Origin of the sequence: Lacticaseibacillus nasuensis JCM 17158, from assembly GCF_001434705.1 — a bacterium.
Taxonomy (GTDB): Bacteria; Bacillota; Bacilli; order Lactobacillales; family Lactobacillaceae; genus Lacticaseibacillus; species Lacticaseibacillus nasuensis.
The window spans coordinates 115,512-135,766 of the sequence record NZ_AZDJ01000001.1; the positions used below are offsets into that span (position 1 = coordinate 115,512).

Here is a 20,255-nt window from a genome sequence, read left to right on the forward strand (position 1 = left end):
GGTCTATATGGCAAGGAAAACGATCACGGCGGACGAGATTCGCCAGAGTGTGGAAAAAGAAAACGTGCGCTTCTTGCGCCTGATGTTCACGGACATCAACGGCATCATCAAGAACGTCGAAGTCCCGGTGTCCCAGCTGGAAAAGGTACTCGCCAACAAGATCACGTTTGATGGCAGTTCCATCGACGGGTTTGTCCGCATCGAAGAAGCAGACATGCTGCTGTATCCGGACTTTAACACTTGGCTGCTGTTCCCTTGGGGCGGCGAGCACGGTAAGGTCGCGCGCCTGATTTGTTCAGTGCACACGCCGGATGGCAAGCCGTTCCCAGGCGATCCGCGCAACAACTTGAAGCGCATCACTGAGCAGATGAAAAAGGCCGGTTTCTCCGCCTTCAACATCGGCCCGGAGCCAGAATTCTTCTTATTCAAGTTGGATGATGACGGCAAGCCGACCATGAAGCTCAACGATAAGGGCTCGTATTTCGACTTTGCCCCGTTAGACCTTGGGGAGAACTGCCGGCGCGACATCGTGTTGGAGCTCGAGAAAATGGGCTTTGAAGTCGAGGCATCGCACCACGAAGTTGCCCCGGGTCAGCACGAAATCGATTTTCGTTACGCCGATGCGCTCGACGCCGCCGACAACATTCAGACCTTCAAGCTGGTGGTCAAGTCCATCGCCCGCAAGCACGGGCTGTATGCGACCTTCATGCCAAAGCCGCTGCAAGGCATCAACGGCAGTGGGATGCACATCAACATGTCCTTGTTCAAGGATGGCCAGAACGTCTTCTACGACGAAACCACGGACACGCAGCTCAGCGAACCGGCGATGCATTTTCTGGCCGGGATTCTCGAGCACGCCCGCGGCTTGACCGCCATCAACAACCCGACGGTCAACTCCTACAAGCGTCTGGTGCCAGGGTTTGAGGCGCCGGTGTACATCGCCTGGTCGCAAACCAACCGCTCGCCGCTGATTCGCATTCCGCAATCCCGTGGCTTATCCACGCGGCTGGAGTTGCGCAGCGTCGACCCGACCGCCAACCCATACCTGGCCATCGCCGCGATTCTGGAAGCCGGCTTGGACGGGATGAACAACGGGCTGACGCCTGAGGAAGGCATCGACCGCAACATCTATCGCATGCAAGACTCCGAGCGCAAGGCCAACCACATTCAAGACCTGCCATCGACCTTGCACAACGCGCTGAAGGCGCTTGAGGCCGACCCAATCGTCAAGGCCGCCTTGGGTGAGCACCTGTATCAAAGCTTCAAGGATTCTAAGGAGCTCGAGTGGGCGGCTTATCGCCAAAGTGTTTCCGAATGGGAACGCGATCAGTACCTCGAATTATACTAATCTTCCCAAAAGCAGAAACAGCCGAGTCGCCGATCAAAATGATCGGCAGACTCGGCTGTTTTTGCGTTGCGATTAAGCTTCGACGACGCCGAAGACAATCTTGCCAGACAGGCTGACAAAGAAGGCGCCTAGGCCGGTCGCCACGGCGTTGCCGCCGGCGGCACCACCGCCGCCTGGTTGTGGGCTCGGCGCGGCGAGGGCCGTTTGTTGCGTGGTTGGATATTGTTGCTGTTCATCGCGTTGGTGGCGCTTAGGCGTCGCTTTTTTCGCCTGGTGCGTCGCCGGCTGTGCGGCGACCGAGGCGGCTGGCTTGGCCGCCTTGGCATTCGCGGCTGGTTTGGCCGGGGTCTTGGCGGCGATTCGGCCAACGCTACTCATGGTGCGCTGGTGGAATAACTTGCCATCGTCGCTGCTAGCCTTGGCCGGTGTGCTCGGCTTGGCGGCTGGCTGCTTCGTGGTGGCCGGCGTGGTGTCGTCGGTCGCGGGTAGTGTTGGCGTCGTGGCCGGCTCGCTTGGCTGCTCGGTGGTCGTGGTGGTTTGCGTATGGAACGGCGTGGCGCCGGCCGGAGCCTTCAACAACACGTAATACAGTTGCGGCGTGGCTTGATAGTTGCCGCCGCCTACCGTGGCGTCGCTGAGAATCGTGTAGCCGAGGCGCTTGTAAGGTTGCGTGTAAAAACTCGTGTCGAATTGAATCGCCGTGCCGATGTCGCCGGTCAGGTATTCACGCGCCAGCACTTCGCCGGTGGCCTGCACGATGTAGGACACGGACGCGTTGCCTTGTTGCGTCTTGGTGCCTTGCGTATTCGGCAAAGTGTTGCCGGTGGTCGTCGCCGGTTCAGCGGGTTGTTGAACCACGGTGCCAGGCGGCAAGGTGCCGGCGGCCCGCACCGGGTCGGGTTGGGCGTTCAAGACGGCGACAGTCAGGAGACTCCCGGCGAATAGGAAGATTTTGTTTGGCGTAATTTTCTTCATGATGAGCCTCCTTTGAGCTTAATCGGGTAGGGCGGCGAGCTTGGCGCGCTTGCAGGTGAGAATCATGTCGGCGAGCATCGACCAGTCCGTCGGCGTCGGTGGGTCCTGCCAAATGACTTGCGGCGCGGCGACTTGCGTGGCGTGGAAGTCGGAAATATAAATGTCGGTTTGCGCGTCCACCGCGCGGGTGACGATGAGGTTGGCCTGGGTGAAGGCGCCGAGGCTACGAATCACGTAGTCCGTGTACAGCGTGCCTTGCGAGAAGTCGACGCAGACGTAAACGCGATCGGCCATTACCGCCGGCGGCAGCGCCGTGATCAAGGCGAACATGTAGCTGAAGTACAAGTTGACTTGTAAGGCGGCGTCGACGGGAATGCCGGCACTCTCCGGCAGGCCGTGAATGAACTCGAGGATCAAGACGTCAAACGACGGGTACAAGTCGCGGAAGAAGCTGACCTGATCGGCATCGATGAACGTCGTCGGCGGGACGAAGAAGGTGGTGAATTGCAGGTGCAGCTGTTGCAGCGCCTGGGTCACGGCTTGTTGATCCTGGTCGCTGGTGGCGCTGACTGCCGGATGGGCCAGCAGTTGCTGGGTAAAATCCTGCGTTAGCTTGGCGGCCAGCGGGAAGTTGGCTTGCAGGCTGGCGGCACTTGGCGTGTAGAAGCCTTGCCCAATCAGGAAACTATAGAGATAGTCGAACTCGGCTGCGGTGAGGGGCACGTCCAGGTTGACCGCGGCTTGGATCGCGGTTTCGACGGCCGTTGCTTGAGCGGCCGGGACCAGCGGCACTTGGCGCGCAGGAGCGGTGATGCGGCCGCCGTTTTGCCAGCGCAGCAACCAGACCTTGAAGAAAATCGTCAGCTTGGTGGCTTGCGTCGGCGGTAGCGGGCCGGCGAGCAGCGGCGCCAAGGCCTGCGTCAAGGCACCGGCCAGTTCGTCGAGTTCGGGAAACGGGGCGCTGACGCCGCTATACATCGCGTAGTACAGCTGAAACAGCCGCAGGCGAATGATGGCTTCCTCGTCATTGGTTGTGCCCACCGGCGAGAAAAACCCGTGTGCCGACAAGAGCTGATCGAGTTCGTTGACCGCGCGGTAGAACCCGGCGTTACTGAGGTAGTTGGCCGCGACGTATTCGCGCCGCGTGTATTGCTCGGAATACAAGAAGCGATATTCAAAGGCGATGTACAAGGCTGAGCGTTGCAGGTACACGAGGCCAATGCGTTGCAGCTGGTAGCTCGTGATGCCGTGGCCCGCCCAGACGCCCTTGGTCGTTTCATCCAAATAAGCCGGAGGGGTGGCCTTCAACGTCGCCAAATCGGCATTGATCGCGTCGAAGGTTTTGTTCAACTGGTACCCAGTCAGGCCAAATTCGTCGGCAATGGCGGTTTTGGTGACGGTCGCGGTGGCGCTGCGTGAGAGGTGTTGGAGAACGGCATAGCACACCGAATCATCATGATTGAACAAGAATTGGAAATGCATAGTTGCCTCATCTTCTCCTATAAATGGCAGAGCCATTCTCGGACATAATTTATTGTAACCTACCTCCTATAATAGCGGAGCCAAACCGGGAAATAAAGGTGTCTCAACTTTTTACAAAAATCGGTAAATTGTGGCACGCCCAAAGCATTCACATCAAGCCATAATTTTCCTATCATAAGCATTAAGAGAAAGGCAGGCGAATATGGATGGCAATGAATGGATACGAAACAATTGAACGACCGATTGTCACCATCGCCTTGCTGGCGGCGGACATCAAGGGCCGAATCATTCAAGGGGTGCGGCCAAAGCTGGTGTCCGGTGCCGTGGGGGAGCCAATCGCCGCGACGTTAGCGGTCAGCGGCTATCGCCAATTGGCCGACAACCAAAGTTTCCCCGCCGATAGTGGCGCCCGCATCAAGGTGCCCTTCGAGCCGCTGCCGCAAGTCGCCAAGGTCCGCTTTCTCGATGGCGACGGCAGTGAGCTCCATGCGCCACTGATGCTTAGCGGCGTCAGCGACGGGGCCGTGCCGCGCGCAGAGGTGCTCGGGGTACGCCGCGAGCTCGCTGCTGCCGGTTACGTCGCCATCAACGACGAAACCTTCGGCGCCCAATTCGCCCGCGACAGCCAGGAGCTCGACTTCACCGTCATGTTCCAACGCCGCGAGCCTGCCGCCAGGAAACCATCCTGGTGGGCATTACGGTTTCACCAACAAAATCAAGGAGGTCACCATCATGGAAATGTTCAGTAATCCAATCGGCTTAGCAGCAGGCCTGTCACTTTGTGCACACGCCAAGGCCGTGCATCATCAACCACAGGCCATGATCAGTTTTCGGCTCGTGCCGACGCTGGCCAATGGCAAACCGATTCGCGGTGTCCGCCCGTTTGAATTAATCGGAACGCCGAATAGCGACTTGATTACCAGCCTGGATGTGCCGGGCTACCAACTGTGCTTCGGCCAACAGCTCCGCTTCCCGCGGGTGTCCGGGCTGGTCGCGCCACTCTATTATGAACCAGCCGAAACGACCCAGGAATTGTCGGTTGCCGGCTTAGACTAATGCCATTATTGATCACCGCGATTGCGGTGATTTTTTTTTGGCCTGGACCAATTTTTCAGGCAGCCCATGGGCAAGCGGCTGGTCGGGAAAAGGTGGGTCAAACCGATTGGTAGCGATTGCAGGCTAAATATAAATTTCGCAATATTCGGGTTGACAGCGTTTTCCTAACTTGTTAAGCTAGTCTCGAATCAAACGTAAAACGTTTTACTAAGTTAACCGGAAGGAGGGATGACCATGGCGAAGAAAGTAACGATCCGCGATGTCGCAGAAGCGGCGGGGTTGTCCGTCACCACGGTGTCCCTCATCCTCAACGGCAAGGGCGCACGGTTTGCCGCCGACACCCAGGCGAAGGTCCGGCATTGCGCCAAGGTGCTGGATTACCACCCGGATTACTTCGCCCGGGGGCTGGTGGGCCAGCGAGGCAACTCGCTAGGCATCGTGGTGCCGGATATCTTGAATCCCTTCTTTGCCACGTTTGTGCAGCAGGTCTCCGAGGTGGCGATTCCGCAAGGGTACTTCCCGCAGGTGTTCTCGGTGAATGGCTTCCACGAAAACGTGGGGCACTTCATTGAACAATTCGCCGGTGGTACCCAGCGGGGGTTGATCCTCGCCGCGCCTGGCGCCAGTTCCGAGATTGTCGACAAGCTGACGCAAAGCGATAACCTGCCGCTGGTCTTCACCGACCAAGCCGAGGTATCGACAGGCGGGGACATGGTGCTGATCGACGAGGCGATTGCCGGGCAGGCGATTGCCGAGCACCTCTTAAAGCTCGGACACCGGCGCATTGCGTTGGTGGTGCCGCAAACCCTGTCCTTAAACCTAGTAAAACGTTTTTCCGGATTCCAGACCGCTTTTGCGGCGTATGGCGTGCCGCTACCGGATGATCTGATCTTCCGCGAGCGCTTCGGCCCCGATGGTGGCGAGGCGGCGGCGACGAAAATCGTCGCCACTGACGCCACGGCAATCATCGCCATCAACGACGACATGGCCGTGGGCGTCTACCGCGGGCTGATGGCGCAAGGCAAGCGCATCCCCGCCGATTATTCCGTGGTTGGCTTCGATGACATTCCGCTGGCCAGTTACCTGACCCCGCAGCTCACCACCGTTCACCAGCCGATTCACGCCTTAGCCGAAAAAGCCGTCTCACGCATCATTGATCGCCTCGCGCATCCATCCTTGCCGCTTGAAGTCACCCATTTGGCGACGCGGCTGGTCGTGCGCGGGTCGACGACAGCCATTATTCCGGGCAACCGGTAGAAACGAGGAATCATTATGAAGAAAGGCACTGTATTAAACACCCAAATCTCCGCGGTGATCGCGGACATGGGCCACTTCGACACGTTAAGCATCGGCGACGCGGGCATGCCCGTCCCAGCCGGCACCAAGAAAATCGACCTGGCGGTGACGCTGGGCCTGCCGAAGTTCATCGACGTCTTGGCCAACGTGTTGACCGAGCTGCAAATCCAAAAGGTGTACCTGGCAGAGGAAATCAAAACCGAGAACCCGGCGCAACTTAAGGCCATTGAAAACCTGATCGACGTGCCCATCGAATTCATCCCGCACGCCGAGATGAAAAAGCACCTGGCCGTTGACAAAGCATTCATTCGCACCGGCGAGGCCACCCCATTTTCAAACATCATCTTGGAAAGCGGCGTCACGTTTTAGCCACAGCATCACCTGCATGCAAATAATGGAGGCATCAACATGAGAATTGAAATGAAAGGGATTTCGAAGGCGTTCGGGCAAAACCGCGTCCTGGAAGGCGTTAACTTCACCGTGAATTCCGGTGAGGTCCACGCGCTGATGGGCGAAAACGGCGCCGGCAAATCCACGCTGATGAACATTTTCACCGGCTTGTATGCTAAAGACGGCGGGACGATCACCATCGACGGCCAAGAGGCGCACTTCAGCGGGCCGCTGGACGCCGAGCAGCACGGCATCAGCTTTATCCACCAGGAAATGAACAACTTCTTGGAGATGCCGGTGGTGGACAACATGTTCCTGAATAAGGAGCTGCACACCAAGCTCGGCACGCTGGACGACAAGAAGATGCGCGCCCAGGCGACGCATTACCTGCAGGAGCTTGGCGCTGACATCGACGTCACCCAGCCGATTGGCACCTTAAGCGTCGGCCGCCAGCAAATGATTGAAATCGCCAAGTCGCTGATGACCGACGCGAAGATCATCATCATGGACGAGCCGACCGCCGCGTTGACGGAAACCGAAATCAAGAACCTGTTCGATGTCGTCAACCGGCTGAAGGCCAAGGGCGTGGGTTTCATCTACATCTCACACCGCATGGAGGAAATCTTCGAGATTGCCGACAAGGTCACCGTGATGCGCGATGGCGTGTCCGTGGCGGAATACGACACCAAAGACGTCTCCATGAAACAGCTGGTCAAGGACATGGTCGGCCGGGAAATCGGCGACTTCTATCCGGAGCGGCACCCCGAATTCGGCCCCGTGGCGTTGAAGGCGGAGCACCTCAGCGAAAAAGGGGTCTTCGAAGACGTCAGCTTCTCCGTTCGTGAAGGTGAAATCCTGGCCTTTTCCGGGTTGATGGGCGCCGGGCGCACGGAAATCATGCGGGCCATCTTCGGCATCGACCACCTGGATAGCGGCACGGTGGAAATCGATGGCAAGCCGGTGCACATTCACACACCAGCCGATGCCATTAAGGCGCAAATCGGGTTTGCCACCGAAAACCGCAAGGACGAAGGCTTGTTCCTGAACGATTCGCTGCACGACAACATCGTGTTGCCAAGCATCAACGGCTTCGTCAAGCACGGCTTAGTCGATGACAAGGCCACCAACCAATTCGTTGAGATGCTGATGAAGCGCCTCACCGTCAAGGCGATGGGGCCAGACGTCACCGCCGGCAGTCTCAGCGGCGGGAATCAGCAGAAGGTCGTGTTGGCCAAATGGGTCGGCAGCGGCGCCAAGGTGTTGATTCTCGATGAACCGACCCGCGGCGTTGACGTTGGCGCCAAGCGCGAAATTTACGACCTGATGAACGAGCTGACCGCGCGGCACGTGGCGATCATCATGATCTCCAGTGACCTGCCGGAAGTGCTCGGCATGTCCGATCGCATCGCGGTGGTTTATGAAGGTCACATCACGGGCATCGTGCCAACCGAAGGCGCGACGCAGGAATCCATCATGACATTAGCAACAGGAGGAAATACCAATGCAAACTAAAGAAGCAACAAAGAAGGGCTTTGACTTCAAGGCCATGTTGGGCAAACTTGGCCCGCTGCTGGCCTTGATCGTGTTGATCATCTTGGTCACTGTGTTGAGTCCCGGCTTCATGGCCCCGGCCAACTTGTTGAACCTGTTGCGGCAGGTGTCGATTAACGCCGTGATTGCCTTCGGGATGACCTTCGTCATTCTCACCGGCGGCATCGACTTGTCCGTCGGCTCGATTCTCGCCTTAAGCGGCGCCGTCACCGCCAGCATGATTGCTAACGGCGTCAGCCCAGCGATTGCATTGCTCGGCGGCATGCTGCTTGGCGCGGTGTTCGGTCTGTTGAACGGGATCTTGATCGCCTACGGGAAGGCGGCGCCATTCATCGCCACCTTGGCGACGATGACCATTTTCCGCGGCGCGACTTATGTCTTCACCAACGGGAACCCGATCACCGGCGCGAAAATCAACGACAGCTTCTTGTTCCAGTTCATGGGTCGTGGCTACCTGTTTGGGATTCCGTTCCCAATCATCATCATGGCCGTGGTGTACGTCATCTTGTTCGTCCTGTTGCATAAAACCGCGTTTGGCCGCAAGACCTACGCGTTAGGCGGCAACGAAACCGCCGCTTACATCGCCGGGGTGAAAACCAAGCTCGTGACGATGATCATCTACACGATTTCCGGGTTGATGGCCTCGATTGCCGGGATCATTTTGACCAGCCGGTTGAGCAGTGCCCAGCCAGACGCCGGGACCAGCTACGAAATGGATGCCATTGCCGCCGTCGTCTTAGGCGGGACCTCCCTGGCCGGGGGTAAAGGCCGGATCTTCGGGACCTTGATTGGTGCCTTGATCATTGGGACCTTGAACAACGGCATGAACCTGTTGGGTATTTCCAGTTTCTACCAGCAAATCGTCAAAGGGGTCGTCATCCTGATTGCCGTCTTGCTGGATCGGAAGAAATAACTGTTGGGTATCAGGATTAAAAAAGAAAAGGGGAATTTCATCATGAAAAAGTCTCTCAAGCACGTGCTGGGCACCATTGCTGTCGCCGCCTTGGCGGTCATCACCTTGTCCGCCTGCGGGAATACTGGCCTGGATTCCGGGAAGAGTTCTGACGCCAAGGTCACGAAAAAGGCGCCGAAGGATCTGAAGGTCGGCGTGTCGCTGTCCACCTTGTCCAACCCGTTCTTCGTTTCCGTTAAGAAGGGCGTCACTGAACTGGCCGACAAGAAGGGCACCAACGTTCAAGTCGCCGATGCGCAAAACGACACCGCCAAGCAGAACAACGACGTGGAAGACTTGATTCAAAAGAAGGTCGACGTCTTGATCATCAACCCGGTGGACTCCAGCGCCATTAGCTCCGCCGTCAAAGACGCCAACGATGCTGGCATTCCGGTCATCACCGTTGACCGTTCCGCCGATTCCGGTGATGTCTTGAGCCTGGTTGCTTCCAACTCCACGAAGGGTGGGCAAATGGCCGCCGACTTCCTGATCAAGAAGCTGGGTAAAAACGCCGCGATTGCCGAACTCCAAGGCACCCCAGGCGCGTCTGCCACGCGTGAACGCGGCAAGGGCTTCGACGCCACTGCCAAGGGTCAATTGAACATCGTGACTAAGCAAACCGCCGGCTTCGACCGCGCCAAGGGTCTGAGCGTCACGGAAAACATTCTCCAAGGCCACGGCGACATCAAGGGCATCTTCTCGCAAAACGATGAAATGGCCCTCGGCGCTGTGCAAGCTGCCAAGGCTGCCAAGAAGAACCTCGTCATCGTCGGCTTCGACGGTGAAGATGATGGCTTAAAGGCGGTTAAGGCCGGCGACATGGCCGCGACCGTTGCCCAGAAGCCTGAAGAAATGGGTAAGTTGGCGCTGCAAGCGGCCTTCGACCACTTCGCAGGCAAAAAGGTCAAGGCCAACATCGAGTCCCCACTTGAACTTGTGACCACCGACAGCTTAAAGTAAAAGAGTCAATTCAACAAAGACGGCAGGGCCGCGGCAAAGCCGCGGCCCTGCGCCGTAAGGAGGAACCTGTTATGTCCAACACCGTCGCCGTGATCGGCAGCATCAATGTCGATTCGATTTTACACATCAAGGCCTTGCCGCAACCAGGCGAAACCATCGCCATGGAAGCTTTCTCAAAAGCCGCCGGGGGCAAAGGCGCCAACCAGGCCGTCGCCGCCGCCCGCGCCGGGGCCGCCACCAGTTTTGTCGGCCGCGTCGGGGATGACGCCAACGCCGACTTCATGCTCAAGCAGCTGGCGGATAATGGCATCACCACCGCCGACATCACCCGCACCGCCAACCAGCAAACCGGCCAGGCCTACATCTTGTTGCAAGCCAGCGGCCAAAATTCGATCATCGTTCAAGCCGGGGCCAACTTTGACCTCACCGAAGCCGATATCGATGCCGCCAAGGCCACGATTCAAGCCGCGGATTTCGTCATTGCCCAGTTTGAAACGCCCATTCCCGCCGCGATTCGCGCCTTCACCCTGGCGCATGAAGCCGGCAAGTTGACGATTCTCAACCCGGCGCCGGCCAAGCGGGAGATTCCCGAAGCCTTGCTGGCGGTCACCGACTTGATCATGCCGAACGAAACCGAGTCCGAGGTGATCACCGGCATTCCCGTCACCGATGAGGCCAGCATGGCCGCCAACGCCAAGTATTATCACGAACGCGGCATCGCCGGCGTGATTATCACGCTGGGCTCGACTGGCTCGTATGTCGCCACCCAAACCGTGCACGAAATCGTGCCGGCGTTCAAGGTCAAGGCCGTGGACACCACCGCGGCCGGCGACACGTTCATCGGGGCGCTAGCCGCCGAGTTACGGCCAGACCTCAGCAACCTGGTGGCAGCTGTGCGCTACGCCTCCAAGTCGTCCAGCTTCACCGTGCAGAAACTCGGCGCGTTCCCGTCGATTCCGACGCGCGCCGTGGTGGCTGCTGCCTTAGCCGAATAGCAATCAACGACTCGCCACTGGCGGGTCGTTTTTTTTTGCCTAGATTCGATTTTCGGTGATGGTAAAGCATCAATTGATTGGTATAATGCAATCAGGATGGTAATTGGGATGAGGAGCGGCGCAAAATGAGTGAGTTAATGGGAATCTTGAGAACTGGTCGCGACTGGGTGAACGTGGGGCTGCACGCGATTCTGGCGCGGCCGTGGGTGAGCGAGCTGGTGATCGTCGGCTTGCTGTTGCTGCTGCTAGTGCGCTTTTATTTTCGCTACGTCAGCGCCGCGACCCAGCCGAATCTGCGGATTCGGCGGCGGCGCACCGCGTCGACGCTGGTGCACACGCGGGTGTGGCTGGTGATTCTGGTGATTGGGTTGCTGGCCTTGTTTGGGTATGATCATTTCGGGTCATAATTACGTTGAATCGAACCAGTTTTGCTGACGGGCGCTGCGCCCGTCTTTTTTTGTGCCACGAAGGGTGTTATTTGTTTTCAGTGTCGGCGGGGGATTGTTTCGGGTTAGGCCATACATGGTTAACTGGGCAAACTGCCGGCATTTATCATTGGCGGTTGGCTGCGGCGCGAAATAGAAAGGCTGTTCCCATCAGGAATTATTGTCAGAATATGTCAATCATGATAACCGATAAATTCTAATTAATTCGATGATAATTTCATCATCGTTTTCTTTGACCCACTGCCTGGGCCGCCCATACAATGGTTTTTAGAGGCCGGGATAGTCCGCTTGACTGGCGTCTGAAAATTACGAGGACTGCTGAGGAGGAGTTTATTGATGAGTAAGCATACAGAGGGCAAACGGTTCTACGAAGCCAACAAGACCTGGTTGGCCGCGAGCATTGCGGCCGCCGGGATTTTTGCCGTGACGGCCAGTGGCCAGCAACCGGTGAGCGCGGCGACCAGCGAGCCGGGGACGACGGCGAAAGCCAAGCTCGCCGAACTCGCCGGCGCGCAAACCAAGTTAAGTACAGCCAAGGTAACGGCGGGTGACGAAACGCCAACCGATCCGCACGCGGGGCAATTTGCCAATCCCGCGAAGAATGCCCCGGCTGATCCAGACCCGAGCGAACCGGGCACGGATCCGCACGCGGGGCAGTTCGCCAATCCGGCGAAAGGTGACGACGATCCTGACACGCCGGCGCCAAGCGATCCGGATCCCGCAGACGACGACGCGCAACCAGCGCCGACCACTGAGCACAAGCATGCCATCACCAATTTTGACGAATACGCAGCCCATGAGCTGGGCATCTCGGTTGAAGCGTATAAGGCCGAAAAAGACTTGTCAATATTGAAGAGTTACCAGGCGAAATACGAAAACGCCAAGGCGAATGGGTTCACTTTGCAAGCTAATCTCTACTTGGCGGAATTCGAGGTCTTCAAAGCGAAGATGATCGCGGCGGGGGAGCCGACTGTTGATGTGGCGTTAACGGGTGGTACTGTTGACAATCCGGGGACGCCAAAGCCGGATGACGACGGCGTGAAAAATCCGGATGACGGCGGCGAGACAAAGCCGGATGACGGCGGCGAGACAAAGCCCGATGATGGCGGCGTGACAAATCCAGACGACGGCGGCGAGACAAAGCCGGATGACGGCGGCGAGACAAAGCCGGATGATGGCGGTGAGACAAAGCCAGATGATGGGGGCGAGACAAAGCCCGATGATGGCGGCGAGACAAAGCCCGATGATGGTGGCGTGACAAATCCTACCGATGGCACCGGGGCCTCAACCACAGGTGGCGATAACGGCACTGATACGCCTACCGACGGCACCAGCACTGGCACTGGCACCGGCACCGGCACAGGGACTGGTACGGGAACGAGCACCGGAACTGGCACCGGCACCGGAACTGGCACCGGCACAGGAACTGGCACCGGCACCGGCTCAGGAAGTACCGGCACTGGTTCAACTGGAACTGGTACTGGTTCGACGGGTACGGGAACTAGCACCGGTTCCGGCACCGGTACGCCGACCGATACGGGCACGCCGACTGACACAAACACGCCGAGCACCGGCGCGACCACGACCATTTATCCGGCGGGCAGCGCGTTGCCAGCCGCTGGTTCAGCTGCGCAACCGGCGACCAGCGCCATTGGGGTGCTGGCGGTGATGGGCGCATTGTTCGGCTTGGCCGGCACGAGCCTGAAGAAGCGCGGCTAAACCGTTCCTAAATCATGGAGACTCTCGGCCTGAGGGTCTCTTTTTTGATGAAATAAAGAAATTTATGCCCGCGGCGGGCACCTCGGGCTGGGTGTGGCTTGCCGAAATTTTCGTATATAAGCTACTCGTCATATTCTTTGACTCGCGAAACCGCACCCGCCTACCATGGTGGTGAATGGAGGGATCGTCATGAAAAAAGGCATCGTCCTAAATTCTCAAGTCTCTGCAGTCATTGCGAACATGGGTCACTTTGATTTGCTCGGGGTCGGGGATGCAGGCATGCCCGTCCCCGCGGGCATCCCCAAAATCGACCTGGCGGTGACGCTGGGCCTGCCGCGCTTCATCCCCGTCGTCGAAAATGTCTTGGCGGAGCTGGAGGTGCAACGGATTTACCTGGCCGAGGAAATCAAGACGGCCAACCCGGATCAGCTTGCCGCCATAAAGCAGGTGTACCCAGGCCCGGTGACGTTCATCCCGCACGCCGAAATGAAGCGGCGGCTGGGCGACACTAAGGCGTTCATCCGCACCGGCGAGGCCACGCCGTTTTCTAATGTGTTGCTGGAAAGCGGGGTGGTGTTCTGATGAAAATCGAACTGCAGCATATCAGCAAGTCCTTCGGCGCCAACCAGGTGCTCACCGGCGTCGACTTCACCGTCGAATCCGGCTCGGTGCACGCGCTGGTCGGGGAAAATGGCGCCGGCAAGTCGACCTTGATGAACATTCTCACCGGCCTGCACAAGGCGGACGGCGGCACGATGCTGGTCGATGGCCAGCCGACGACGTTTACCGGGCCGCTTGACGCCGAGCAGCACGGCATCAGTTTTATCCACCAGGAAATGAATAATTTCCTACAAATGAGCGTCGTGGACAACATGTTTCTCAACAAGGAACTGCGCCACCACGGATTGCTGGACGAGGCGAGCATGCGCAAGCAAGCGCAACAATATCTCGCCCAGCTGGGCACCCAGCTGGATGTCGACGCGCCAATTGGCACCCTTAGTGTCGGTCGGCAGCAGATGATCGAAATCGCCAAGTCACTGATGACTGACGCGAAAATTATCATCATGGACGAGCCCACTGCCGCCTTGACCGAAAAAGAAATCGATCAGCTGTTCACCGTGGTGCGCCGGCTCCAGCAACAAGGCGTGGGCTTCATCTACATCTCGCACCGGCTGGAGGAAATCTTTGAAATTGCCGACACGGTGACGGTGATGCGCGATGGCGTCGCCGTCAGCAGTGCCGCCACCAAGGACGTGACGATGGCCGGCTTGGTGCACGACATGGTGGGCCGCGACATGGGCGACTTTTACCCGGAGCGGCACCCGACACCAGGCAAGGTGGCGCTCAGCGTCAAAAATCTCACCGAACCCGGCGTCTTCCGCGACATCAGTTTTGCCGTGCATGAAGGGGAGATTCTGGCGTTTAGCGGCTTGATGGGCGCCGGGCGCACCGAAGTGATGCGCGCGATTTTTGGCATCGACCGCTACACTAGCGGCACCGTCGAGTTATTCGGCGCGCCGGTGCACTTCAAGAGTCCCGCGCAGGCCATCGCGCACAAGCTCGGCTTTCTCACTGAAAATCGCAAGGACGAGGGGCTGATTCTCGCCGATTCGCTGCACGACAACATCGTCTTGCCCAGCATCAACGGGTTCCGCCACCACGGCCTGATCGACACCAAGGCGACGGACAAGTTTGTCAGCATGCTCGTTGACCGCTTGACTGTGCACCCGGCCGACCCCGCTGCCGAAGCCGGCAGCCTCAGCGGCGGCAATCAGCAAAAAGTCGTGCTGGCCAAGTGGGTGGGTAGCGGCAGTCAGGTGCTGATTCTCGATGAGCCGACGCGTGGCGTCGACGTCGGCGCCAAGCGCGAGATTTACGACTTGATGAACGAGCTCACCGATCGCCACGTCGCCATCATCATGATTTCAAGCGACCTGCCCGAGGTGCTGGGGATGTCCGACCGCATCGCCGTGATGTACGAAGGCCGGCTGATGGGCATCGTCCCGACCCAAACGGCGACGCAGGAGTCGGTGATGACGCTGGCAACAGGCAATCAAAAGGAGGCAGTCACAAATGGCAACTAAATCTGCGAAATTTAATTTGCGCCAGTTTATCGCCAAGCTGGGGCCGCTGGTGGCCTTAATTCTGTTGGTGATTCTGGTCACGATTCTCAGTCCCGGCTTCTTGTCCCCGACCAATCTACTGAACCTGTTGCGCCAGGTGTCGATCAACGCCGTCATCGCGTTTGGCATGACCTTCGTGATTCTCACCGGCGGCATCGACTTGTCCGTCGGCTCGATTCTGGCGTTAAGCGGCGCCGTCACCGCCAGCATGATCACCAGCGGCATCCCGTCGCCACTGGCCTTGCTGATTGGCCTGGCGCTCGGGGCCATTTTCGGCCTGATCAACGGGCTGTTGGTGGCGTACGGGAAGGCCGCCGCCTTCATCGCGACGCTAGCGACGATGACCATCTACCGCGGCGCGACCTATGTCTTCACCGACGGCAACCCGATCACCGGCGCGAAAATGAATAATAGTTTTCTCTTCCAATACGTCGGGCGCGGCTATCTCTTCGGCATTCCGTTTCCCATTATTATCATGTTGGTGGCGTATGTCATCTTATTTGTCCTGCTGCATAAAACCGCGTTTGGCCGCAAAACTTATGCGCTCGGCGGCAACGAAACCGCCGCGTACATCGCCGGGGTCAAAACCAAGCTGGTCACCGTGATCATCTTCACGATTAACGGCTTAATGGCGGCGGCGGCCGGGCTGATTCAAACCAGCCGGCTGAGCAGCGCCCAGCCCGATGCCGGGACCGGCTACGAAATGGACGCCATCGCCGCTGTGGTCCTCGGCGGCACGTCGCTGGCTGGCGGGAAGGGCCGCATGTTTGGGACCCTGATTGGGGCGTTAATCATCGGCACGCTGAACAACGGGATGAACCTGTTGGGGATTTCCAGTTTCTGGCAACAAATCGTCAAGGGGATTGTCATCTTAATCGCCGTATTACTGGATCGCAAATCGAGTAAAGCATAAGCCAAATTAAAAAGGAGTACGCTCATGAAAAAATCTATTCGTCGATTGCTTGTTGTCGGGGCCGCCTTGCTGGCCTTGGTCACCGCCACGGCCTGTGGCAAAAGCGGCCTGGATAACGGCGGGGGCAGCACCACCAAGGTGACCAAAAAGGCCCCGAAGAATCTGAAGGTCGGCGCGTCACTGTCCACGCTGTCGAATCCGTTTTTCGTGTCGGTCAAGAAGGGGATTAATGATCTGGCCGACAAAAAAGGCACCAGCGTGCAAATCGCTGATGCCCAAAACGATACCGCCAAGCAAAATAATGACGTGGAAGATTTGATTCAGAAAAAAGTCGACGTCTTAATCATCAACCCTGTCGACTCCAGCGCGATTTCTAGCGCCGTCAAGGACGCCAACGACGCCGGCATTCCGGTCATCACCGTCGACCGCTCCGCCGATTCCGGTAAGGTCTTGAGCCTCGTCGCCTCGAATTCGACTAAGGGCGGACAAATGGCGGCCAAGTACATGATCGAAAAACTCGGCGAAAACGCCAAGGTGGCCGAGCTGCAAGGCACCCCTGGCGCGTCGGCCACCCGCGAACGCGGCAAGGGCTTTGATGGTTACGTCAAGGGCAAGCTCGACGTGGTGACCAAGCAAACTGCCGGCTTCGACCGGGCCAAGGGGCTGAGCGTCACTGAAAATATCTTGCAAGGCCACGGCGACATCAAGGGCATTTTCTCCCAAAACGATGAAATGGCCCTGGGTGCCGTGCAAGCCGCTAAGGCCGCGAAGAAAACCATCTTCATCGTCGGCTTCGACGGCGAAGATGACGGGATCAAGGCGGTGAAGGCGGGCGACATGGCCGCTACCGTCGCCCAGCAGCCCGAAGAAATGGGCCGCCTGGCGCTCCAAGCCGCCTACGATCACTTCGCCGGTAAAAAGGTGAAGGCTTATACGGAGTCGCCGCTCGAATTGGTGACGACAGAAAGTCTCACGAAGTAAGCGAACGTCGCACTGTCGACCCTGCGCGGGAACTTCGCGGTCCCTGCGCAGGGCTTTTTGCGGGGTTGCTTGTCAGCCTCCGCGATTCGATGATATACTCCGAGTAAATTGATGAGGTCACAGGGATTGGTCGGCATTTATCGGAGGGCTTCAGATGAAGAATTCGCAACCATCAGCTCACCACAACCACCGCGATGGCGGCGGAGAAACGTGGAGAGCTGGCAACCAAGAAGCAGGCATAAGCCAGCCCGTCGACGCAACCGAGGCCAAACAGAAACGGTGCCGCAATTTACGCGGCACCGTTTTTTTTGCCGGTGCTAGCCAGCTTGTTCCTGGTTTAACCCCGGCTGCCACAGCGTGAGGTTACAGCCAGCCGCGCACGTGGTGGATCAAGCCGCTGTCCCAGAAGACGTACAGGCCAATCAACACGTAACACGCCTTCATCAGCGGTGCGCCGAAGCGGTCCATGACGCGAGTGACGATGGGCAGCTCGGCAATCTGGTGGATGAGCAATACCACCAGCACCGTCAACCCGGCAATAAACAGCAAGGTGAAGCCAAAGTCGGGCAGCGCCACCCCGGCCAATACCGGCAGGAAAATCGCTAAGTTGCACCCGGCACACACCGACAAGTAAGTCAGCATGACGCTGAGCCACGGCATTTTGTTGCGGTGACCGGCGTTAGCTTCGTCGTCATCTGCGCGGAAGGCCAGCCAAATCGGTAACAATCCCAGCAGGCCGAGCAGCCACTCGGGGAAAATTGCCGCCAGCACTTTGCCCGCCGCAAAGCTCGCGGTGACCAGCAATAAGACGCCGATGAGATAGCCAATCAAGACCTGCGTGAGTCGATATTGGCGTAGCAAGAATAATAGTATGAAGAAAAAATCGAGGTTAACGCTGAGAAACGTCACCGCTAATAGTCCGTAATGCACCCAACCGCCTGCTTTCTAATGAGTTCGATTGTAGCGCAAGCGTGAACGGGTGGACAAGGTCAAGTTGGACCGCGACGAAACGATGGCCTGCCAGTTGTCAGTTTAGGAAATGCTAAATTCTGCTTGTCGCGTTAATTTGCCAACTTTATCTGGTTATAAAGTGTGCCACCACCCCCAACGTTTGTTAAAATAAGGTGGAGCTAAAAAATACTCCTGTTCAAGTGAGGAGAATTTAGATGCAAGTAACATATCAACCAGTTTCATCGATGCAGCAGCGCAACGAAGCGCTGGCCGTCTATCGGGGTTCATTGGATTATTTTCGGGAAACCGCGCAACCGTTGCCAACCAAGGCGACCGTTCACGATGACCAGGCGCAGGTGGTGGCAGGCGGGGCCAGTCGCCCGAACCACTATGATCTCTTGATCGTGGGCGGCAAACCCATTGGCGTGGTTTCGGTGGTGCCAAGCGTGCCGACCGCAGAGACGATTACGCTGCGCTTGTTGCTGGTCATTCGCCAGGCGCGCGACCGTGGTTATGGCCAGGCGGTGATCGCGCACTTGCGGCAACGCTATGGGCATCAGCAGTGGCATTGGCTGCAGGTGCAAGTGATTAACGCGGAGCCGGCGCGGCTGGCTTTTTGGCAGCAGGAAGGCTTCACCATTGTTTCTGATCAGCTCGTGGCCATGGCGTCTGGTGATTGGCGGCAGGAAACCATTCTGCGGCTGGCATTAGACCGGGACTAGGTATCAGCATCCGCATGTCGATAGCAAGTAAAAAATCCGCCAGTGATGGCGGATTTTTTTTAGCTGACGCAGTACTAGTTAGGTCAAGGAAATCAACAGCCGCTGTTTCACCTGCGGATCCATGACCATTTGGTGGGCGACTGCCGCGTCGCTTAATGGTAGGCGCTGGTAGGCCGGCGCCGTGAGCTGGTTGGCGTGGGCGAGCAGCCAGCGGTTGGCTTGGGTCAGCGCAGTTAAGCTGGCGCGACTGATGACGAAGCCTTGCAGACGCTGATCGTTCATGTAAAACTGCGGCAGATTAAACGTCGCGGTGGGGTTGGCGGCCGCAGCAATCAGGATAATCTGGCCGCCGACCGCCAACTGATCGAGGTTGAGCTGAAGCGGCACGTGGCCTGAAGTATCGATAATGGCGTCAACGGGTTGCGTCAGCTGATTTTCCCAGCCGGCTGCGTAATCGATCGGCGTGGCGCCTAGCGCCTGAAGCGCAGGAAAATCGCGCGGATTCGCCGTGGTGATGACGCGCAGGCCGCAGAGTTTGGCGCATTGAATCAGCATGCGGCCGACGTGACCGGCGCCGCCTTCCACGAGCAGGGTCTGGCCGGGCGTCAGCGTCAGCAGTTGGGTCACGATGAGCGCGGCGGTGGCGCCGGGGTGCACCAGCGCCAGCCAGGCGCTGGGGTCACCGGCCGGCAACGGCAATAATCTGGCCTCGGGGATGGCGGCGAATTGTGCCGTAATCCCTTGCCGGCCGCCATACCCCATGCTGTTGGTCCAGACGCGATCGCCGGGCTGAAACTGCGAAACCGCTGCGCCAACTGCCTGGACACTCCCCCAAGCGTCGCGGCCAATCACTTGCTGGGTCTGCAGCGGCGTTTGAAAAGCACCGGAGCGGACATAGGCGTCGACGCGATCCACGGCGGCTTCGGGAATGGCAACTAGGACGTCGGTCGGCCCGATTGTCGGGATAGGCAGTGACCCAATCTGGATTTCTTCGGGGCCGCCGGTGTGGGTAAAATAGGCGGCTGACATGAGATTTTGCGGATTCATTGGTGTGCTCCTTTGGCTGATTTGACCACTTTATTCTAGTCGTTGCCAAGGGGGCAGGTAAAGCGGGTGGGACCTTGGCCAGGCGACTCGAGAAGACTGATTGATTTTGGCATAGCCAGCCGGCAAAGGAAAACAATGTAGCGCTCGTTTTCTACCTTTCGGTTGGAAGAAAACTGAATCATCCAGCCTGACCTGTTCGAAGGGATGCAATCGTTGGTTCATCAATGTTAACCAAATAATTTATCAATCAAAAGCGTCTATGTATTTTCTCTTGGAGAGAAGAAATATAATAACAATTTAAAGCCCATTTTTACAGAATTTATGTTTGTTAACGAGTTTACAAGGCCC

The 20,255-nt window shown here is 57.9% G+C and carries 21 protein-coding genes; 17 read left to right on the forward strand and 4 right to left on the reverse strand.

The annotated features are described in order from the left end of the window. The first annotated feature begins 7 nt into the window (after positions 1-7). Positions 8-1,348, forward strand: coding sequence for a type I glutamate--ammonia ligase (gene glnA / locus FD02_RS00605; RefSeq protein WP_056949846.1), 1,341 nt, complete (start codon positions 8-10; stop codon positions 1,346-1,348). 72 nt (positions 1,349-1,420) lie between these two features. Here the strand turns inward: glnA and FD02_RS00610 are convergent, their stop codons facing one another. After that, the gene (locus tag FD02_RS00610; protein WP_056949847.1) at positions 1,421-2,323 is read right to left on the reverse strand and encodes a hypothetical protein; all 903 of its coding nucleotides are present in this window, start codon (positions 2,321-2,323) and stop codon (positions 1,421-1,423) included. Positions 2,324-2,341: 18 nt separating this feature from the next. Continuing rightward, complete coding sequence (locus FD02_RS00615; RefSeq protein WP_054722218.1) at positions 2,342-3,805, reverse strand: putative signal transducing protein; 1,464 nt, start codon at positions 3,803-3,805, stop codon at positions 2,342-2,344. 206 nt (positions 3,806-4,011) lie between these two features. On the opposite strand from FD02_RS00615, the gene FD02_RS00620 reads away from it, so the two are divergent. From FD02_RS00620 to FD02_RS00690, 15 genes are all read left to right on the forward strand, one after another. After that, positions 4,012-4,554, forward strand: a complete 543-nt coding sequence (locus FD02_RS00620) for a hypothetical protein (protein ID WP_054722220.1) — start codon at positions 4,012-4,014, stop codon at positions 4,552-4,554. Then, positions 4,538-4,861, forward strand: a complete 324-nt coding sequence (locus FD02_RS00625) for a hypothetical protein (protein ID WP_056949848.1) — start codon at positions 4,538-4,540, stop codon at positions 4,859-4,861. The genes FD02_RS00620 and FD02_RS00625 overlap by 17 nt, the downstream gene beginning before the upstream one ends. Before the next feature lie 234 nt (positions 4,862-5,095). Then, positions 5,096-6,118 carry a LacI family DNA-binding transcriptional regulator gene (locus tag FD02_RS00630; protein WP_056949849.1) on the forward strand — a complete coding sequence of 341 codons (1,023 nt, stop codon included), beginning with the start codon at positions 5,096-5,098 and terminating at the stop codon, positions 6,116-6,118. Between the two features lie 15 nt (positions 6,119-6,133). Further along, positions 6,134-6,526, forward strand: coding sequence for a D-ribose pyranase (gene rbsD, locus FD02_RS00635; RefSeq protein ID WP_054722222.1), 393 nt, complete (start codon positions 6,134-6,136; stop codon positions 6,524-6,526). A gap of 39 nt (positions 6,527-6,565) precedes the next feature. Then, on the forward strand, positions 6,566-8,059 hold the full coding sequence (locus FD02_RS00640) for a sugar ABC transporter ATP-binding protein (RefSeq protein WP_056949850.1): 1,494 nt from the start codon (positions 6,566-6,568) through the stop codon (positions 8,057-8,059). Next, positions 8,049-9,011, forward strand: coding sequence for an ABC transporter permease subunit (locus FD02_RS00645; protein WP_054722224.1), 963 nt, complete (start codon positions 8,049-8,051; stop codon positions 9,009-9,011). The genes FD02_RS00640 and FD02_RS00645 overlap by 11 nt, the downstream gene beginning before the upstream one ends. Before the next feature lie 42 nt (positions 9,012-9,053). Further along, entirely contained in the window at positions 9,054-10,010 is a 957-nt protein-coding gene (locus FD02_RS00650; RefSeq protein ID WP_056949851.1) for a substrate-binding domain-containing protein, read from the forward strand. A gap of 71 nt (positions 10,011-10,081) precedes the next feature. Next, positions 10,082-11,005, forward strand: coding sequence for a ribokinase (gene rbsK, locus FD02_RS00655; protein WP_054722225.1), 924 nt, complete (start codon positions 10,082-10,084; stop codon positions 11,003-11,005). 125 nt (positions 11,006-11,130) lie between these two features. Next, positions 11,131-11,412: a hypothetical protein gene (locus tag FD02_RS00660; RefSeq protein WP_054722227.1), complete on the forward strand. Its 282-nt coding sequence runs from the start codon at positions 11,131-11,133 to the stop codon at positions 11,410-11,412. Between the two features lie 375 nt (positions 11,413-11,787). Beyond that, positions 11,788-13,170 carry a hypothetical protein gene (locus FD02_RS11330; protein ID WP_056949852.1) on the forward strand — a complete coding sequence of 461 codons (1,383 nt, stop codon included), beginning with the start codon at positions 11,788-11,790 and terminating at the stop codon, positions 13,168-13,170. Between the two features lie 189 nt (positions 13,171-13,359). Then, a complete protein-coding gene (gene rbsD / locus FD02_RS00670; RefSeq protein ID WP_056949853.1) occupies positions 13,360-13,752 on the forward strand; it encodes a D-ribose pyranase in 393 nt (130 codons plus the stop codon). Then, positions 13,752-15,254: a sugar ABC transporter ATP-binding protein gene (locus tag FD02_RS00675; protein WP_056949854.1), complete on the forward strand. Its 1,503-nt coding sequence runs from the start codon at positions 13,752-13,754 to the stop codon at positions 15,252-15,254. The genes rbsD (FD02_RS00670) and FD02_RS00675 overlap by 1 nt, the downstream gene beginning before the upstream one ends. Beyond that, positions 15,244-16,206, forward strand: coding sequence for an ABC transporter permease subunit (locus FD02_RS00680; protein ID WP_056949855.1), 963 nt, complete (start codon positions 15,244-15,246; stop codon positions 16,204-16,206). Before FD02_RS00675 ends, FD02_RS00680 begins: the two co-directional genes overlap by 11 nt. A 24-nt stretch (positions 16,207-16,230) precedes the next feature. Then, positions 16,231-17,187, forward strand: coding sequence for a substrate-binding domain-containing protein (locus FD02_RS00685; protein ID WP_056949856.1), 957 nt, complete (start codon positions 16,231-16,233; stop codon positions 17,185-17,187). A gap of 154 nt (positions 17,188-17,341) precedes the next feature. After that, a complete protein-coding gene (locus FD02_RS00690) occupies positions 17,342-17,548 on the forward strand; it encodes a hypothetical protein (protein WP_054723497.1) in 207 nt (68 codons plus the stop codon). Between the two features lie 2 nt (positions 17,549-17,550). Here the strand turns inward: FD02_RS00690 and FD02_RS00695 are convergent, their stop codons facing one another. Next, positions 17,551-18,117, reverse strand: coding sequence for a cadmium resistance transporter (locus tag FD02_RS00695; protein ID WP_056949857.1), 567 nt, complete (start codon positions 18,115-18,117; stop codon positions 17,551-17,553). A gap of 236 nt (positions 18,118-18,353) precedes the next feature. Between FD02_RS00695 and FD02_RS00700 the strand changes: the two genes are divergently transcribed. Further along, positions 18,354-18,860, forward strand: coding sequence for a GNAT family N-acetyltransferase (locus tag FD02_RS00700; protein WP_054723498.1), 507 nt, complete (start codon positions 18,354-18,356; stop codon positions 18,858-18,860). A gap of 78 nt (positions 18,861-18,938) precedes the next feature. Here the strand turns inward: FD02_RS00700 and FD02_RS00705 are convergent, their stop codons facing one another. Then, positions 18,939-19,907: an alcohol dehydrogenase catalytic domain-containing protein gene (locus FD02_RS00705; RefSeq protein WP_056949858.1), complete on the reverse strand. Its 969-nt coding sequence runs from the start codon at positions 19,905-19,907 to the stop codon at positions 18,939-18,941. Positions 19,908-20,255: the final 348 nt, after the last annotated feature.

What these genes read in the sequence shown, in the direction of transcription:
- glnA (WP_056949846.1), top strand. Translation starts at nt 8, where the DNA reads ATGGCAAGGAAAACGATCACGGCGGACGAGATTCGCCAGAGTGTGGAA.
- FD02_RS00610 (WP_056949847.1), bottom strand. Translation starts at nt 2,323, where the DNA reads ATGAAGAAAATTACGCCAAACAAAATCTTCCTATTCGCCGGGAGTCTC.
- FD02_RS00615 (WP_054722218.1), bottom strand. Translation starts at nt 3,805, where the DNA reads ATGCATTTCCAATTCTTGTTCAATCATGATGATTCGGTGTGCTATGCC.
- FD02_RS00620 (WP_054722220.1), top strand. Translation starts at nt 4,012, where the DNA reads ATGGCAATGAATGGATACGAAACAATTGAACGACCGATTGTCACCATC.
- FD02_RS00625 (WP_056949848.1), top strand. Translation starts at nt 4,538, where the DNA reads ATGGAAATGTTCAGTAATCCAATCGGCTTAGCAGCAGGCCTGTCACTT.
- FD02_RS00630 (WP_056949849.1), top strand. Translation starts at nt 5,096, where the DNA reads ATGGCGAAGAAAGTAACGATCCGCGATGTCGCAGAAGCGGCGGGGTTG.
- rbsD (WP_054722222.1), top strand. Translation starts at nt 6,134, where the DNA reads ATGAAGAAAGGCACTGTATTAAACACCCAAATCTCCGCGGTGATCGCG.
- FD02_RS00640 (WP_056949850.1), top strand. Translation starts at nt 6,566, where the DNA reads ATGAGAATTGAAATGAAAGGGATTTCGAAGGCGTTCGGGCAAAACCGC.
- FD02_RS00645 (WP_054722224.1), top strand. Translation starts at nt 8,049, where the DNA reads ATGCAAACTAAAGAAGCAACAAAGAAGGGCTTTGACTTCAAGGCCATG.
- FD02_RS00650 (WP_056949851.1), top strand. Translation starts at nt 9,054, where the DNA reads ATGAAAAAGTCTCTCAAGCACGTGCTGGGCACCATTGCTGTCGCCGCC.
- rbsK (WP_054722225.1), top strand. Translation starts at nt 10,082, where the DNA reads ATGTCCAACACCGTCGCCGTGATCGGCAGCATCAATGTCGATTCGATT.
- FD02_RS00660 (WP_054722227.1), top strand. Translation starts at nt 11,131, where the DNA reads ATGAGTGAGTTAATGGGAATCTTGAGAACTGGTCGCGACTGGGTGAAC.
- FD02_RS11330 (WP_056949852.1), top strand. Translation starts at nt 11,788, where the DNA reads ATGAGTAAGCATACAGAGGGCAAACGGTTCTACGAAGCCAACAAGACC.
- rbsD (WP_056949853.1), top strand. Translation starts at nt 13,360, where the DNA reads ATGAAAAAAGGCATCGTCCTAAATTCTCAAGTCTCTGCAGTCATTGCG.
- FD02_RS00675 (WP_056949854.1), top strand. Translation starts at nt 13,752, where the DNA reads ATGAAAATCGAACTGCAGCATATCAGCAAGTCCTTCGGCGCCAACCAG.
- FD02_RS00680 (WP_056949855.1), top strand. Translation starts at nt 15,244, where the DNA reads ATGGCAACTAAATCTGCGAAATTTAATTTGCGCCAGTTTATCGCCAAG.
- FD02_RS00685 (WP_056949856.1), top strand. Translation starts at nt 16,231, where the DNA reads ATGAAAAAATCTATTCGTCGATTGCTTGTTGTCGGGGCCGCCTTGCTG.
- FD02_RS00690 (WP_054723497.1), top strand. Translation starts at nt 17,342, where the DNA reads ATGAAGAATTCGCAACCATCAGCTCACCACAACCACCGCGATGGCGGC.
- FD02_RS00700 (WP_054723498.1), top strand. Translation starts at nt 18,354, where the DNA reads ATGCAAGTAACATATCAACCAGTTTCATCGATGCAGCAGCGCAACGAA.
- FD02_RS00705 (WP_056949858.1), bottom strand. Translation starts at nt 19,907, where the DNA reads ATGAATCCGCAAAATCTCATGTCAGCCGCCTATTTTACCCACACCGGC.